The following is a 14,479-nucleotide window of genomic DNA, read 5'->3' on the forward strand; positions in this document are numbered from 1 at the left end:
AGTTAAGTTATGACCTCTATAAAATTATTTTAGCTCAAGTAAACCTTATCTTCTTCTCCCTCCACATCCATTATTACATCTACATGTTCTTTAAGTACGGTAGCCAGTTGCAAACCAACAAAATCTGTTGCAATTGGAAATATTTTGTGGCTACGATCTACCAAAACCACGGTTCTAATTTTCTTGTGCGGCGTATTTAAAAACACACCCAAACCATAGGCTAGGGTTTTACCACTATTCAAAACATCATCTACCAAAATAATAACTTTGTTTTTCCAGTTACTTTCTGGCAAGTCTGTTTTGGCTACCAGCTTGCTGCTTTGCTTTTCTAGGTCAATCCGCAATAAAGTGGTTTTAAATTCAGATATTTCTTTTAGTGTTTTCTCTAAGCGAATGGCCAGTTTGTAGCCTCTATCCCATATTCCGGCAATAATGATTTCCTTTTCATCCATATTATCTTCTAATATTTGATAGGCAATTCGATTAATTTTTTGCTGAATTTGCTTCTTGTCTAAAATAAGCACTTGGTTTTGCGGCATTTTTATGAGATTTATTATACAAAAGAACGATTTTAAGCCTCAATATCAAATACTGATTTTTTTTTTAGCAACCCGATGCAACGTTTTGCCTGTTGCAAACGTCTAATGGTTAAACCAATTTTCGAAATATCATGAAAAATTCTTTCCTTTTAAAAGTAGGCGGCTTGTTTATGGCCGGCTTTATCTCCCTAAACGCAGCTGCGCAAAACACTAGAACTATAAGTTCTAAAAACTTTACGAGCATTGCCGTAAGCAGTGGAATTGATTTATTCTTAACGCAAGGAAATACTGAAAGTGTGGTGATTAAAGGACGAGAAGAAGTGATTAACGATGTGGTAGTTGAACAAGAGGGAAACAACTTGACGATTAAATATAAAGAAGGCATTAATTGGGGGCGTTTATTTAGAGGTGCTGAAATTCGTGCTTATGTTACGGTAAAAAAACTTAATGGAATTACAGCCTCGGGCGGTAGCGATGTAGAAACTAAAAGCACCATTAATACCGATAAAATGAGTATTAAATCTTCTGGCGGTGCCGATTTAGATTTAAACATCGTTTGCAAAGACATTTCTATTTCTTCGAGTGGCGGTAGCGACATTACCCTGAAAGGTATTGCCGAAAATATGATTTTAACCACCAGCGGCGGCAGCGACGTAGATGCTTTTGATTTTAAGGTGAACTATGCGCAAGTAACTACTAGTGGTGGTTCTGATGCGAATGTTTATGTAAACAAGGGACTAACAGCCAATGCTACGGGTGGCAGCGATATACACTACAAAGGCAATGCCGCACTAAAGAAAGTTTCAAACTCTAAAAGCGCCGACATTACTCATGTAAATTAAAACACAGCACATTAAAAGTAAAAACCATATTAATATACCCAATGCCATTATATTAAGGTGGAGAAAATTTAGTTGTTAATGAAAAAGGCCAATACTGCATTGCAATATTGGCCTTTTTAACCTCATTAAACCTTAATCGCATTATTTAACGTAAGGATAGTAGATAAAGTTAGCGCCTTCTGGTACAATTACAAAAACGCACATATAATCTTCTGGCTTTTTATAATTCTTCAAAAAATGTTCTTTCTTTTCGGGCTTAATAATTCCTTTTTCTATAAATTCCTCTAAAGTAGAGGCTTGGATAGTCCAATTGGTATTTAGTTCTTCTCTATTCAAAATCACTTCACCCAGCTTTACTTCGTGTTGGTGAGCAACAAAAATAGGCGCAGCCGATATTCCTTCTACCATAATCTCTACAGCCACCTCTTTAATCGATTCGGCATAGAAAGCTAAATCTTTTTCCAAACTCACTAAAGGGCTTTGTTTCTTTTCTTGCTCCTGCTTTCCTCCGTTTGGGGTTACTCCACCCAACAACTCTTCCGATTCCATATCTTAAAATTTGATTTCGTTAGTAATTTTTCAATTTTATTTAAGCTTAAGCAACACTACATTTTCTACGTGCTGCGTATGCGGAAACATATCTACTGGCTTAATACGAGCCACCTCGTATTTTTCAGTTAGTAAGGCCAAATCTCTGGCTTGTGTAGCGGCATTACAACTTACATAAACAATTTTATCGGCTTCCATTTCTAGCAATCGCTCCACTACGTCTTGGTGCATACCAGCTCTTGGCGGATCTGTGATGACTACATCTGGTTTTCCATGCTCAGCAATAAACCCTCTGGTCAGGATGTCTTTCATATCGCCAGCATAAAAAATAGTATTTTCAATTCCGTTAAGCTTCGAATTGAATTTTGCATCTTCAATAGCAGATGGCACATACTCTACGCCAACCACCTGTTTGGCACTATGGGCTACAAAATTGGCGATAGTTCCAGCGCCAGTGTATAAATCGTAAACCAGCTCATTGCCTTTTAAGTCGGCAAATTCTTTGGTAATACGGTATAACTCGTACGCTTGTTTTGAATTGGTTTGGTAGAACGATTTTATACCGATTTTGTATTTCACACTTTTACCGTTACCCAAAGGCATTTCTTCGAAAATATGATCACGACCTGCGTAAGTAACTACTTCTTGGTCGAAAATAGTATCGTTCTTTTTATGATTTACAATGTACTGCAATGAAGTAATTTCAGGAAAAGTGCTTTTCAAAAACTCCATCAGTCCATCTATTTGTGCTTGCTCCGCATAAGCAAAAACCACACCTACCATTACCTCGCCAGTACTTGAGGTACGGATAATTAGGTTGCGCATTTCGCCTTCGTGGTTACGCAAATCGTAAAAACTTAGCTGGTGCTGCAAGGCATAATCACGAACTTTCAAACGAATTTGGTTACTTGGATCGGCCTGCAAATAGCAATGCTCAATGCCTAATATCTTATCAAACCTACCAGGCACGTGAAAACCAAGGGCATTCATTTCCCTGCCTTCTTCTGGCTGGTCGGCCATATCCACAGCATCTAGCCATCGTTTGTTTGAAAAAGTAAATTCTAATTTATTACGATAGTATTGATTTTCGGCAGAGCCTAAAATAGGTTCGATATCACTCACATCTATTTTGCCCAAACGTTGCAAAGCAGATTCTACACTTTTTTGTTTGTAAGTTAATTGTGCATTGTACTGCATGTGTTGCCATTTACAACCTCCACAAGTACCAAAATGACTACAAAAAGCATCTTGTCGCAAAGCGGATGGCGTATGCAAAGTTTCGATTACCGCTTCTGCAAAGTTTTTCTTTTTCTTTACCAAGCGTACATCAACCACATCGCCGGGCACTGCTTTATCTACGAAAATTACCAATTCATCGGCTTTGCCTACTCCTTTTCCTTCTTCGGCAATATCAATAATACTTAAACCCGAAATCCTGATAGGTTCAGTATTTTTTCTTTTTCTACTCATTGCTGCAAATATACGAGGATTGAATGATAGAATGATTGTATTTTGAATGATGGAATGAGTAAATAGCAGTGGAAATAGGCAGGAAGTTTGAGCAAAGCAATAGCCAGCAGGCAACAAACCTGATCTACAGCATTAAAATCAACCATGTAAATTAACCTTCAAAAATGCTTAGGATTAATCCCAAAACACCATCCGAAAGGTTAAAATTTACATCGAACTGCTCATCTACCCTCACCGAAACCTCAAATATTTCTTGACTCATAATTTATTATGCTAACATAACAAATATAAGCAAAATTGAACCATAAACCAAAACGGTATATGTTATATTTTTGTCAACTAATGATTTATTATAAAGCAATTCATTTGCAATTAGTAATTACAAAAACTTATAACGTTTTACAAAAATGATGTAACATCTATGTCAACTGTTGCTGTTACTTTTGTGTTATTAAAAACGGAATAATGAAAACTGAAAACCCCATATATATTCCTTTAGAAAATGTAGATAGCGAGCATTGTGCATTAATTGTAGATAAGGGCTTAGCAAATGTTAAGGAAATTAGTTCTCACAAAGTAGAACTGAACAACCACAGCGCAATTATTACCGCAGCAAAATACCCGGAAGAAGCAGTTCAGGCTGCCGTAAAACAGATTAGGGATTTGGGTTATGATGTTACCTCCATTAAACAAACCTTTCCGGTTACCAACATGTCTTGCGCCTCTTGTGCAGCCAATACCGAAGCCACTTTAAACAATCAAGTGGGCGTGGTAAAAGCCGAAGTAAACTACGCCAACACTTCTGCCAAAGTAGAATACATCCCCAGCTTGGTAACAGCGCAAGAATTGAAAGAAGCCGTTCAAGCCGCGGGTTACGACTTACTTATAGGCGATAGCAACGAAGCCAAAGAATCGCTTGCCAACATTAAAGCAAACCAATATCAGGCATTACGTAAACGAGCTATTGGCGCCTTAATTTTAGCTGCTCCTTTATTTGTAATTGGGATGTTTTTTATGGAAATGCCCTACGCAAACTACATTATGTGGGCTTTAGCTACCCCAATGGTTCTAATTTACGGTCGTCAGTTTTTTGCAGGAGCCTGGAAACAGGCCAAACATCGCTCTGCGAATATGGACACGCTAGTTGCCGTAAGTACCGGAACTGCCTACATTTATAGTGTACTAATTACGCTGTTTCCAGATTTCATGCACCGAATGGGCATCTATTCTCATGTTTATTTTGAGGCTGCCGGAATTGTCATTGCCTTTATCCTTCTAGGAAAGCTTTTAGAAGAAAAAGCCAAAAGCAACACTTCATCGGCTATCAAAAAACTAATAGGTTTGCAGCCTAAACACGTTACTATAGTTCACAACAACGGACATCAGCTAGAAATTGCCATTGGCACTGTAAAAGTTGGCGATGTAATTTTGGTAAAACCTGGCGAACGTATTGCCGTAGATGGATTGGTAGTAGAGGGCAGTTCTTATGTGGATGAAAGCATGATTAGCGGCGAACCTATCCCTGTTTCAAAAAACGAAGGTTCGACCGTGTTTGCTGGTACCATCAACCAAAAAGGGAGCTTTCAGTTTAAGGCAGAAAAAGTAGGCAGCGACACCATTTTGGCACATATTATTAAAATGGTGGAAGATGCCCAAGGCAGTAAAGCGCCAGTGCAAAAACTGGTGGATAAAATTGCTGCTGTATTTGTTCCTGTGGTAATGGGCATTGCCATTTTAAGCTTACTACTTTGGGTAATTTTTGGTGGCGAAAACGGATTTAGCCAAGGCATTGTTGCTTTTGTAACCGTATTGGTAATTGCTTGCCCTTGTGCTTTAGGATTGGCAACCCCTACCGCTATTATGGTTGGTGTAGGTAAAGGTGCCGAAAAGGGCATTTTGATTAAGGATGCTGAAAGTTTAGAACTAGCTAAGAAGGTAAATGCAATTATACTTGATAAAACCGGAACCATTACCGAAGGTAAGCCTAAAGTAACGGCTATTGAATGGTTTGGAGAGTTTAGCGAACAACACCAGCACATTCTTTACAGTATCGAAAAATCATCAGAACACCCGCTGGCAGATGCCATTACAGCACATTTAAAAGACAATTCGAAGTTCTTAAAAAACATTACGATAGAAAACATTAGCGGACAAGGCATTGAAGGAAAGTACGAAGAAAGTACTTACATTATTGGAAATGAGCTATTGGCAAAAGAACGAAACATAGAAATTTCAGTAGCAGCTAAAAACTGGGTTGAACAACAGTTAGCAACCGCCCAAACCGTAGTTCTTTTCTGTAATGATCAAAAAGCCTTGGCGGCCATTGCCATTGCCGATCAAATTAAGGCTACATCGCAACAAGCAATAAACCAGCTGCACCAAAACAATATTGCTGTTTATATGCTTACTGGCGACAATGAGCAAACTGCAAAAGCTGTTGCAAAGCAATTAGGCATTGATGAATACAGGGCAAATGTACTGCCAGCCGAAAAAGCTAGTTTTGTAAAACAGTTACAGCAAAAAGGCAAAACAGTAGCAATGGTTGGCGACGGCATTAACGATAGCACGGCACTTGCGCAAGCAGATGTGAGCATTGCCATGGGCAAGGGAAGCGATATTGCCATGGAAATAGCTAAAATGACTATCATTTCTTCAGATTTAGCGAAAATACCAGAAGCAATACAACTTTCGAAAAACACTGTACAAGCCATTAAACAGAATTTATTTTGGGCATTTATTTATAATGTTATCGGTATTCCAATTGCGGCGGGGATTTTATTTCCAATTAACGGATTTTTATTAGACCCTATGTGGGCTGGCGCAGCGATGGCATTAAGTTCGGTAAGCGTGGTGGCAAACAGCTTAAGATTGAAATATCAGGTTTAACTGATTAATTATTGAAATCGGTTAATCGCAAAACTAGCCACAGCTTAATTCGCTCTCAATTTTTTTTAATTCTCACTTTAAAATTTTTATTTAACAAATGGACACTTTAAAATTTAAAACAACCATAAACTGTAGCTCATGCGTAGCCAAAGTTACTCCAGTACTTAACAACCAAGAAAACATAGAAAAATGGTCGGTTGACACCGAAAATACAGACAAGGTTTTAACCGTAACTGGAGAGCATATTGATGAAGCGGACTTGGTAAAGTCTTTAGCTAAAATAGGTTATAAAGCAGAGAAGATTTAGAACAACAACGTTAAAGTTAAGCTGTCATTACTTACTGTTCAGCTTTTAATTAAAGGTAAGCAATGGCAGCAATGTTGCTATAAAAAGCAATTTGTTTTAGAAAAAAATCTACTTATTTGGTAGATTAGCAGTTCTAAACACAGAAATGGCATTACAGTATAAAAAAATAGTTGTTAAAATAGGTTCTAACGTAATTACACAAAGCAACGGTTTACCAGACAACCAACGAATTGAACATTTAGTTGATCAATTAGCGGCAATAAAAAAAAACGGTGTTGAGGTTATTTTAGTTTCGTCGGGAGCTGTTGCCTCGGGACGTAGCTTAATTAAAATTTCTGAAAAACAGGAGGCCGTAGCTTCGCGTCAATTGTTGGCCGCCATTGGGCAAGTAAAACTGATTAACACCTACGCCGGTTATTTCGATAAACATCAAATTCAATGTGCACAAGTATTGGTAACTAAAGAAGATTTTAGAGACCGTGTACATTACCTCAACATGAAAAACTGTATGCATATTATGCTACAGAACAACGTAATTCCGGTAGTAAACGAAAACGATGTGGTTGCCGTAACCGAGCTTATGTTTACCGACAATGATGAACTGGCCGGACTAATTGCAGCCATGATGAACGCCGATGCTTTGCTTATCCTATCGAACGTTAACGGAATCTACGATGGCGACCCAAAACTTGAGACCTCTAAAGTAATAGAAAAAATAACGGGTACATTAACCGATTTGAGCAATTTTGTAAGCACAGGTAAATCGCAATTTGGCAGAGGCGGTATGATTACCAAATCTACCATTGCGCAAAAAACTGCTAAATTGGGCATCAATGTGCACATCACCAACGGTAAAAACGACAATGTATTAACCGATTTGTTAGCGAACAAAGTTGTTCATACCCACTTCGTTGCCGATAAAATAAAATCGGGACAAAAAAAATGGATTGCCCATGCCGAAACCGCTGCAACGGGTATTGTGCAGTTAAATAATGGTGCAAAACAAGTGCTTACCTCGGGCAAAGCAACTAGTTTATTACCTGTTGGTATCATTGCCATCAAGGCCGATTTCTTAAAAGGAGATATCATTAAAATTTTAGATGAGGATGAGAAACTAATTGGGTTGGGCATTGCTAGCTATGGTTCGGACAAAGCTATTGAGCGTATTGGACAGAAAAACCAAAAACCGCTAGTACATTACGATTATTTTTACGCTATCTAGTCGGAAAAGGTGGCTGTCCGAAGACAAGTGCCAACAAAAACCTTTCAACTTTCCAACGTTACAACACTCCAACTTTAAAACATGAACCAATACTTCGAAGAAGCAAAGCAAGCCACTAGAAACATCGTTTCGGTAAACAATGAAACCATTAACTTGGTGCTTCGCAGTTTAGCAGATGCACTAGTAAACAACACTGATTTTATCCTTACCGAGAATAAAAAAGACTTGGATAAAATGCCCCAAACCGACCTGAAATATGACCGTTTACAACTAAACGCCGAACGTATTAAAGCCATTGCCGACGATGTTAGGAATGTGGTTACTTTGATAAATCCACTGGGAAATGTGATACAAGACCGTACCTTACCCAACAACCTCAATATTAAAAAAGTACGTGTACCACTTGGCGTAGTTGGTGTTATTTACGAAGCCAGACCCAATGTTACCGTAGATGTGTTTGCGTTGTGCTTTAAAACCGGAAATGTAGCTATTTTAAAAGGTGGCAGCGATGCCGAGTTCTCGAACTTAGCCATCTGCAAAGTCATCCACGAAGTATTAGAAAAACACCAGATTAATAAAAACGTACTTACGCTGTTACCTGCCCACAGAAGCGCCACAGAAGCTTTGTTAAATGCAGTAGGCTACGTCGATGTTTTAATCCCAAGGGGAAGCCAATCGTTAATTAACCATGTACGCCAAAACAGTAAAATTCCGGTAATTGAAACCGGTGCAGGTATTGTACATACTTTTTTTGATGCTTCGGCGAATTTAGAAAAAGGCCAGCAAATCATTACTAATGCAAAAACCAGAAGAGTGAGTGTTTGCAATGCTTTAGATTGTGCTTTAATACACGAAGACCGCAAAGCAGATATTCCGGCTTTATTATCGCCTTTGGCTGCAAAAGAAGTTGCACTTTATGCCGATGAAATCAGCTATGCTGTACTGAAAGAAAATTACCCAAATTCGTTGCTGCACCAAGCTAAACCAGAGCATTTTGGCACCGAATTTCTTTCCTTGAAACTGGCCGTAAAAGTGGTAAAAGACATCCATGAAGCTTTGGACCACATTGCTACTTATAGTTCAAAACATAGTGAGGCTATCATTTCGGAAGATGCGGGCAATATTGCCTTGTTCTTAAACCAGGTAGATGCCGCAGCAGTTTATGCCAATGTTTCTACGGCATTTACCGATGGCGCACAGTTTGGTTTAGGTGCCGAAATTGGAATTAGTACGCAGAAACTACACGCCCGTGGGCCAATGGCTTTAGAAGAACTCACCAGCTACAAATGGTTGGTTACCGGCGATGGGCAAGTGAGAAATTAAATGCGCAAATACAATTAGCAATAATGCTGTTGCAAAAAACCTACAACACTTCAACTCGAGCGCCTAGCGAAAAATAAAATACTTCAAGAAAAATATTTATTCACATATCCACACAAATTGGCAGTGTCTTTGTTTGTAAACCAATACAAGGAGGAAAAAGCCATGATCGCAAACATACATCAAACAGTAACCACATCTTTTCAGAACGTAAGCGAAAAAAAAGCAACCAAACTTTCTACTTATAAAGAAAGAGTAATTGCAGATAGGGTGGTCATGCTTATCATGTTGCTAGGCACCATTACATTAGCTATAATTACAGCCTAATTATAACAACAAAGTATCTATCCGCTGTGCCTGCACCATATTTAACGATTTAGACCAACTGAAAACCGTAAAATGGCCATCTTGCGAAGCAACCAAGGCTAACGCATTACGCTGGTCGAAAATAAACTGCGCAGCAGAAAGATGTCTGGTTCCGCCTAATTTTGCCGGATGCACTATAATTGGTTCTGCGTTGTTAATGGGCTCAGCATAAAAAACTTGCTGAATATGTTCGCTACTGTTGGCCCTCCCCGTTTTAGCCCCAAAAGCCAATAGCTCATATTCATCGGTAATAATGGTAGCCCCATCTACTGCTGTAAGGCCCGCCAAATGGTCTATTTCTTTTTTTAACGCGGTTTGCCAAAATATTTCAGAAGCTTCTCCCTTTCCTTTTCTTGCCAAATCTGCCAAACCTTTAAAAGGCGGGGTTAAAGCGTAGCTGATGGGATGAATGACCGAACGTTTCCAATCTTCCGTTTCTTGTGGCACTACCAACAATGCCCCTCCCCTGCCATGAGCACGCATAGACACGGATAGTTGGATAAGTATATTCGCCCTATCATTCCAATAATCTTCGGCTGTTAAGTCTAGCAACATTAATAAAATACCCGGACACTCGCCCGTTTTGGGAGCATTTTCGTTCACTATTTTAATTTGGTCGCCCTTTAAAACAGCCACATTGGTAAATTTGCCAAAACCATACATTCTTCGGTGTTTTACTACCAACAACGCGGGCTCCGAAACATCTACCACAAAACAATAATTTGGGATATTTAAAGTAGTTCCCCAAACGTATAAATCGTAACCATCGTGCCAAACACCAATATGTATGCCACCACGTTCTACGCCTGGTGCCAACTTAGTTAACATAGTAGGGTTTAAAGGCAAGTTCTGCTTAAAAAGCATCGGTTTTGTGGCCTGTTCTGGAGGTAAAAATGCAATAGAAATCTTAGGCGAATGACCTTCTTCCTTTCGTAGGCTACTCCAAAAAGCAGCATCCAAAATGGCCTCAATTACTCGGGCCGGCGGTTGTGGCGCCAGGTCAATTTCTCCCTTAGCAGCGGCTTCAGCCAAATGCATTGCAAAGTGTGTTTCTATGGTAGCTGCAACTAGCTGCGCCGCTTGGTAAGTAGCCCTATTTATCATGTTACTAAGTTATCTATTTGGTTCTGCAAATTATAATTTTAGATTTACGAATGACGTTCTAAAGACAAGTAAAAACGAGTAAATGATTAATCGATGGAATAGCGAACATAGTTTCGGGCATCGTAATTCTTTCTTTTTAACTGTTAATCTGTTTCTTATCTTACATCAAGAAATTACCCACAGATGTGCCTTAAATTTGTAGCAACAAAGGAGAAAAAAATTATGGCACAGACCGTATTACACACCGCCAACACCCGCGGAGCCGCAGACCATGGATGGTTAAAAAGCTTTCACTCTTTCAGCTTTGCTGGATATTACAACCCAGAACGCATCCATTTTGGTGCGCTAAGAGTTTTAAACGACGATTTCGTAACCGGCGGAATGGGTTTTGGAGAGCACCCTCATGATAATATGGAGATCATCTCTATTCCATTAGAAGGGGCATTGCAACATAAAGACAGTTTAGGCACTACGGCAACTATTAAATCTGGAGAAATACAAGTAATGAGTGCCGGAACAGGTGTTTACCACTCAGAGTATAATCCAGATGCCACAAATCCTGCTAAGTTTTTGCAGATCTGGGTATTCCCTAACAAACGAAACGTGGAGCCTCGTTATGATCAAATCACTATTGACGCCACCACCAGAAATGAATTCGTGCAAGTACTTTCGCCAAATGCAAATGATGCAGGTGTTTGGATTTACCAAGATGCCTGGTTTAACATAGGCCGTTTTGATGCAGCAACCACAAAAACCTACAACCTGCACAAAACAGGAAACGGCGCTTACATTTTTGTACTTAAAGGAAGTATTAAAATAGATGGACAAAACGTGGGTACCAGAGATGGTTTTGGCATTTGGGACACCGAAAAGTTTGAAATAACGGCAAGTACCGATGCCGAGTTTTTAATCATGGAAGTTCCAATGGAATTTTAGTCAAACTTTAAATTAAGCCACAGATGCACAGCTAAAAACCAACAAAATTAGCTGTGCATTTGCGGCTACAAAAATAAGCAAATGGCCAATATCTTAATAGTGTGTGCTAACCAACCCATTGCAACCACCATAGCTCGTTTAATAGATAAAATAGATGACTGGCATGCTTCCATTGCTTTATCGTTAAACCATGCTTTAGAAAATTGTTATGCAAAAACATTCGATGTTATTCTAATTGGCTCGGGAATTAGCCAAGAGCATGAGGATATCTTACGTCTTCACCTCGAAAAACTGAATACCAAAACGCCAGTAGTAAAACATTATGGCGGCGGTGGCGGTTTGCTTTACGCCGAAATTTATCAGGCTTTGGAAAGAAATGATTAAAATCATTTTATGGGTTGACTACCAAGAACTTTAGCCTTAATTTGCACACCTACTTTTGAACAAATGAAAAACTGTAAATCCTATGGCAAAAACTGCTAAAGATTATTACCTCACAGAAGTTGATAAAATGCCCCACAGCATTTATTGCATGCACGATTTTATGGGCGAAGATGGCATTGAACCACATCAACATAATAAAGACCAATTGCTTTACACCGAAGGTGGATTAGTACATGTAAAAGTGCAAGGCACCACCTACTTTTTGCCCGCTAGGCATTACATGTGGATACCTGCCGGGCTAATGCACAGCATTCATCCGGGTTCTACTTCAATAATTATGCGCAACCTTTATTTCCCTGTTAAAGAAGGCAATAATTTTGATATGCAAGTAGGCATTTATCCTGTAACTGATTTACTGTTACAAATGCTTATTTTCTCTAACCAATGGAATGGCGATATCTTAGCCGAACAAGAAACCGCATTTAGCTTTGTAGCTTCGTTACGATTAATACTACCGCAGCTTAGCCAAAACAAACTTCGTTTAAAACTACCCATGCCGGGCGATAAAAGGCTCATTCAAATTATACGACACATGGACGAATATATGCACCAGGGAATATTATTACCACAACTTGCCCAACAATTTGGTTTTAGCGAACGCAGTTTATCTAGGCTTTTTAAAGCTGATATCGAGATGTCTTTTGTACAATACCATACCATTCAACGCATGTTAAAAGCCCTAAATTTATTACTAGACCAAAAAATGGAAATTAAGGAAGTAGCTGCATTGGTAGGCTATAACAGTATCCCAACATTTAGTGCCACTTTTAGGAAAATACTAGGTACAAGTCCATCTATTTATGCAAAAAGAAGCGATGGCTTTAGCTTAAAAACACAAAATGACAGAATTTAATAGTATTTTGTCATTAAATAATAAACAGCCAAAACTGATACCCCATACATTTGTTAATTGCCAAATGGTATGTACGAAAATAGAATACGAAAAAAGGAATTAGAACAGTTAATTATGACCGCAGAAGAAGCGGCCATGCTGTTTAAAGATAAAATGGTTGTTGCATCTAGTGGCTTTACAAAAGCTGGAGATAGCAAAGCTGTATTAATGGCCTTGGCAGAAAGAGCACAAAAAGTTCATCCCGACCCGTTAAAAGTAACCCTAATGACAGGGGCATCTTTGGGACAGGGAACGGATGGCGCACTTGCAGAAGCCAAAGCATTGTCCCTACGTTTACCTTTCCAAGTGGATCCTATTATGCGAAAGGCAATTAATAAAGGCGAAGTGTTTTTTATAGACCAACATTTGGGAGAAACGGCTAATTTATTACGAGCCAATAATTTTCCCAAAATTGACATCGCCATATTAGAAGCCTGCTTAATAGCCGAAGATGGCAGTATTATCCCAACCACATCGGTAGGAAATTCTGCCTCTTTCGCCGCTTTGGCCGAAAAAGTGATCATAGAGCTTAATTTATCGGTGCCACTTTCTATCAAAGGCGTGCACGATATTTTTTCTACTGGCGAATACCCGAGCAGAAGAGCCATACCTATTACCAAAGCAAATGCTGTAATTGGGACGGATCATATCGCCATTAATCCAGATAAGATTGCAGGGATTGTAATTACGCAGAAAACAGATAGCCCGGCAGAAATTGAAGCACCAGATGCAGCTACCACGGCTATTGCCAACCATTTAATTCGTTTCTTTAACCAAGAAGTAGCCAAAGGAAATTTAACCAAATCGCTACTGCCGTTACAAGCGGGCATTGGCAAAGTAGCAAATGCTGTTTTAACCGGCTTTACGCATAGCGATTTCGAAGATTTAACCATGTACTCTGAAGTACTGCAAGATAGTACGTTCGACTTATTAGATTCGGGCAAATTACTGTTCGCTTCGGGTTCTTCCATTACTGTTTCGCATGAATATTACGAAAGGATATTTTCAGATTTCGCTAAATATAAAAACAGGGTAATATTGCGTCCTCAGGATATTAGCAATGCGGCAGAAGTAATTAGAAGGCTAGGAATTATCGCCATTAATACTGCTTTAGAGTGCGATATTTACGGCAACGTGAACTCTACCCATGTAAGCGGCACACACATGATGAACGGTATTGGCGGCTCTGGCGATTTTGCCCGTAACTCGTACCTCAGTATTTTCGTAACTACATCAATGGCCAAAGGCGATAAAATTTCTTGTATCGTGCCCATGGTGTCACACGTTGACCATTGCGAACACGATGTGGACATCATTGTAACCGAACGTGGTTTAGCAGATTTACGTGGCCTGGCACCAAGACAACGGGCACAAGTAATTATTGATAAGTGTGTGCATCCTGAATACCAAACAGCAATGCAAAGCTACTTTGATAGGGCCTGTGCAGAACGTGGCGGGCAAACGCCACATATTTTAGAAGAAGCATTTAGTTGGCATACATCCTTAAGAGAGACGGGTAGCATGAAAAAAACGGTGACGGCGTAAGTATTTTTGCAGAGTAACACCAAAAGAAAAAACAAAATGCCCAGATTGGAATTCAAC

The 14,479-nt window shown here is 39.3% G+C and carries 15 protein-coding genes; 10 read left to right on the forward strand and 5 right to left on the reverse strand.

The window, feature by feature from the left end:
• Positions 1–29: 29 nt before the first annotated feature.
• A complete protein-coding gene (locus B3I52_RS00395; protein WP_293297230.1) occupies positions 30–539 on the reverse strand; it encodes a phosphoribosyltransferase family protein in 510 nt (169 codons plus the stop codon).
• A gap of 131 nt (positions 540–670) precedes the next feature.
• On the opposite strand from B3I52_RS00395, the gene B3I52_RS00400 reads away from it, so the two are divergent.
• On the forward strand, positions 671–1,381 hold the full coding sequence (locus tag B3I52_RS00400) for a head GIN domain-containing protein (RefSeq protein WP_293297233.1): 711 nt from the start codon (positions 671–673) through the stop codon (positions 1,379–1,381).
• A gap of 141 nt (positions 1,382–1,522) precedes the next feature.
• Here B3I52_RS00400 and B3I52_RS00405 read toward each other — a convergent pair whose 3' ends face one another.
• The 3 genes from B3I52_RS00405 to B3I52_RS00415 all read right to left on the reverse strand — a co-directional run bounded on the left by B3I52_RS00405 (position 1,523) and on the right by B3I52_RS00415 (position 3,662).
• Positions 1,523–1,930, reverse strand: coding sequence for a hypothetical protein (locus B3I52_RS00405; protein WP_293297236.1), 408 nt, complete (start codon positions 1,928–1,930; stop codon positions 1,523–1,525).
• Positions 1,931–1,966: 36 nt separating this feature from the next.
• Entirely contained in the window at positions 1,967–3,400 is a 1,434-nt protein-coding gene (gene rlmD, locus B3I52_RS00410) for a 23S rRNA (uracil(1939)-C(5))-methyltransferase RlmD (protein ID WP_293297238.1), read from the reverse strand.
• Between the two features lie 151 nt (positions 3,401–3,551).
• Complete coding sequence (locus B3I52_RS00415) at positions 3,552–3,662, reverse strand: phenylalanyl-tRNA synthetase subunit alpha (protein ID WP_293297241.1); 111 nt, start codon at positions 3,660–3,662, stop codon at positions 3,552–3,554.
• Between the two features lie 203 nt (positions 3,663–3,865).
• Between B3I52_RS00415 and B3I52_RS00420 the strand changes: the two genes are divergently transcribed.
• The 5 genes from B3I52_RS00420 (at position 3,866) to B3I52_RS00440 (ending at position 9,462) form a co-directional block, all read left to right on the forward strand.
• A complete protein-coding gene (locus tag B3I52_RS00420) occupies positions 3,866–6,286 on the forward strand; it encodes a heavy metal translocating P-type ATPase (RefSeq protein WP_293297243.1) in 2,421 nt (806 codons plus the stop codon).
• 97 nt (positions 6,287–6,383) lie between these two features.
• Positions 6,384–6,593, forward strand: coding sequence for a heavy-metal-associated domain-containing protein (locus B3I52_RS00425; RefSeq protein ID WP_293297244.1), 210 nt, complete (start codon positions 6,384–6,386; stop codon positions 6,591–6,593).
• A gap of 145 nt (positions 6,594–6,738) precedes the next feature.
• Entirely contained in the window at positions 6,739–7,815 is a 1,077-nt protein-coding gene (gene proB / locus B3I52_RS00430) for a glutamate 5-kinase (protein ID WP_293297246.1), read from the forward strand.
• Between the two features lie 81 nt (positions 7,816–7,896).
• Complete coding sequence (locus B3I52_RS00435; protein ID WP_293297247.1) at positions 7,897–9,138, forward strand: glutamate-5-semialdehyde dehydrogenase; 1,242 nt, start codon at positions 7,897–7,899, stop codon at positions 9,136–9,138.
• Between the two features lie 162 nt (positions 9,139–9,300).
• Positions 9,301–9,462: a hypothetical protein gene (locus B3I52_RS00440; protein WP_293297248.1), complete on the forward strand. Its 162-nt coding sequence runs from the start codon at positions 9,301–9,303 to the stop codon at positions 9,460–9,462.
• Here the strand turns inward: B3I52_RS00440 and B3I52_RS00445 are convergent, their stop codons facing one another.
• Complete coding sequence (locus B3I52_RS00445) at positions 9,463–10,605, reverse strand: putative sensor domain DACNV-containing protein (RefSeq protein ID WP_293297251.1); 1,143 nt, start codon at positions 10,603–10,605, stop codon at positions 9,463–9,465.
• 222 nt (positions 10,606–10,827) lie between these two features.
• Here B3I52_RS00445 and B3I52_RS00450 point away from each other — a divergent pair, with 222 nt between their 5' ends.
• The 4 genes from B3I52_RS00450 to B3I52_RS00465 all read left to right on the forward strand — a co-directional run bounded on the left by B3I52_RS00450 (position 10,828) and on the right by B3I52_RS00465 (position 14,422).
• On the forward strand, positions 10,828–11,541 hold the full coding sequence (locus B3I52_RS00450) for a pirin family protein (protein ID WP_293297254.1): 714 nt from the start codon (positions 10,828–10,830) through the stop codon (positions 11,539–11,541).
• 81 nt (positions 11,542–11,622) lie between these two features.
• Positions 11,623–11,925, forward strand: a complete 303-nt coding sequence (locus B3I52_RS00455) for a hypothetical protein (RefSeq protein WP_293297256.1) — start codon at positions 11,623–11,625, stop codon at positions 11,923–11,925.
• Positions 11,926–12,007: 82 nt separating this feature from the next.
• The gene (locus tag B3I52_RS00460; RefSeq protein WP_293297259.1) at positions 12,008–12,838 is read left to right on the forward strand and encodes a helix-turn-helix domain-containing protein; all 831 of its coding nucleotides are present in this window, start codon (positions 12,008–12,010) and stop codon (positions 12,836–12,838) included.
• Between the two features lie 69 nt (positions 12,839–12,907).
• A complete protein-coding gene (locus B3I52_RS00465) occupies positions 12,908–14,422 on the forward strand; it encodes a succinate CoA transferase (RefSeq protein WP_293297261.1) in 1,515 nt (504 codons plus the stop codon).
• Positions 14,423–14,479: the final 57 nt, after the last annotated feature.

The organism is Pedobacter sp. UBA4863, assembly GCF_002399615.1.
Classification (GTDB): domain Bacteria; phylum Bacteroidota; class Bacteroidia; order Sphingobacteriales; family Sphingobacteriaceae; genus Pedobacter.

What these genes read in the sequence shown, in the direction of transcription:
- B3I52_RS00395 (WP_293297230.1), bottom strand. Translation starts at nt 539, where the DNA reads ATGCCGCAAAACCAAGTGCTTATTTTAGACAAGAAGCAAATTCAGCAA.
- B3I52_RS00400 (WP_293297233.1), top strand. Translation starts at nt 671, where the DNA reads ATGAAAAATTCTTTCCTTTTAAAAGTAGGCGGCTTGTTTATGGCCGGC.
- B3I52_RS00405 (WP_293297236.1), bottom strand. Translation starts at nt 1,930, where the DNA reads ATGGAATCGGAAGAGTTGTTGGGTGGAGTAACCCCAAACGGAGGAAAG.
- rlmD (WP_293297238.1), bottom strand. Translation starts at nt 3,400, where the DNA reads ATGAGTAGAAAAAGAAAAAATACTGAACCTATCAGGATTTCGGGTTTA.
- B3I52_RS00415 (WP_293297241.1), bottom strand. Translation starts at nt 3,662, where the DNA reads ATGAGTCAAGAAATATTTGAGGTTTCGGTGAGGGTAGATGAGCAGTTC.
- B3I52_RS00420 (WP_293297243.1), top strand. Translation starts at nt 3,866, where the DNA reads ATGAAAACTGAAAACCCCATATATATTCCTTTAGAAAATGTAGATAGC.
- B3I52_RS00425 (WP_293297244.1), top strand. Translation starts at nt 6,384, where the DNA reads ATGGACACTTTAAAATTTAAAACAACCATAAACTGTAGCTCATGCGTA.
- proB (WP_293297246.1), top strand. Translation starts at nt 6,739, where the DNA reads ATGGCATTACAGTATAAAAAAATAGTTGTTAAAATAGGTTCTAACGTA.
- B3I52_RS00435 (WP_293297247.1), top strand. Translation starts at nt 7,897, where the DNA reads ATGAACCAATACTTCGAAGAAGCAAAGCAAGCCACTAGAAACATCGTT.
- B3I52_RS00440 (WP_293297248.1), top strand. Translation starts at nt 9,301, where the DNA reads ATGATCGCAAACATACATCAAACAGTAACCACATCTTTTCAGAACGTA.
- B3I52_RS00445 (WP_293297251.1), bottom strand. Translation starts at nt 10,605, where the DNA reads ATGATAAATAGGGCTACTTACCAAGCGGCGCAGCTAGTTGCAGCTACC.
- B3I52_RS00450 (WP_293297254.1), top strand. Translation starts at nt 10,828, where the DNA reads ATGGCACAGACCGTATTACACACCGCCAACACCCGCGGAGCCGCAGAC.
- B3I52_RS00455 (WP_293297256.1), top strand. Translation starts at nt 11,623, where the DNA reads ATGGCCAATATCTTAATAGTGTGTGCTAACCAACCCATTGCAACCACC.
- B3I52_RS00460 (WP_293297259.1), top strand. Translation starts at nt 12,008, where the DNA reads ATGGCAAAAACTGCTAAAGATTATTACCTCACAGAAGTTGATAAAATG.
- B3I52_RS00465 (WP_293297261.1), top strand. Translation starts at nt 12,908, where the DNA reads ATGTACGAAAATAGAATACGAAAAAAGGAATTAGAACAGTTAATTATG.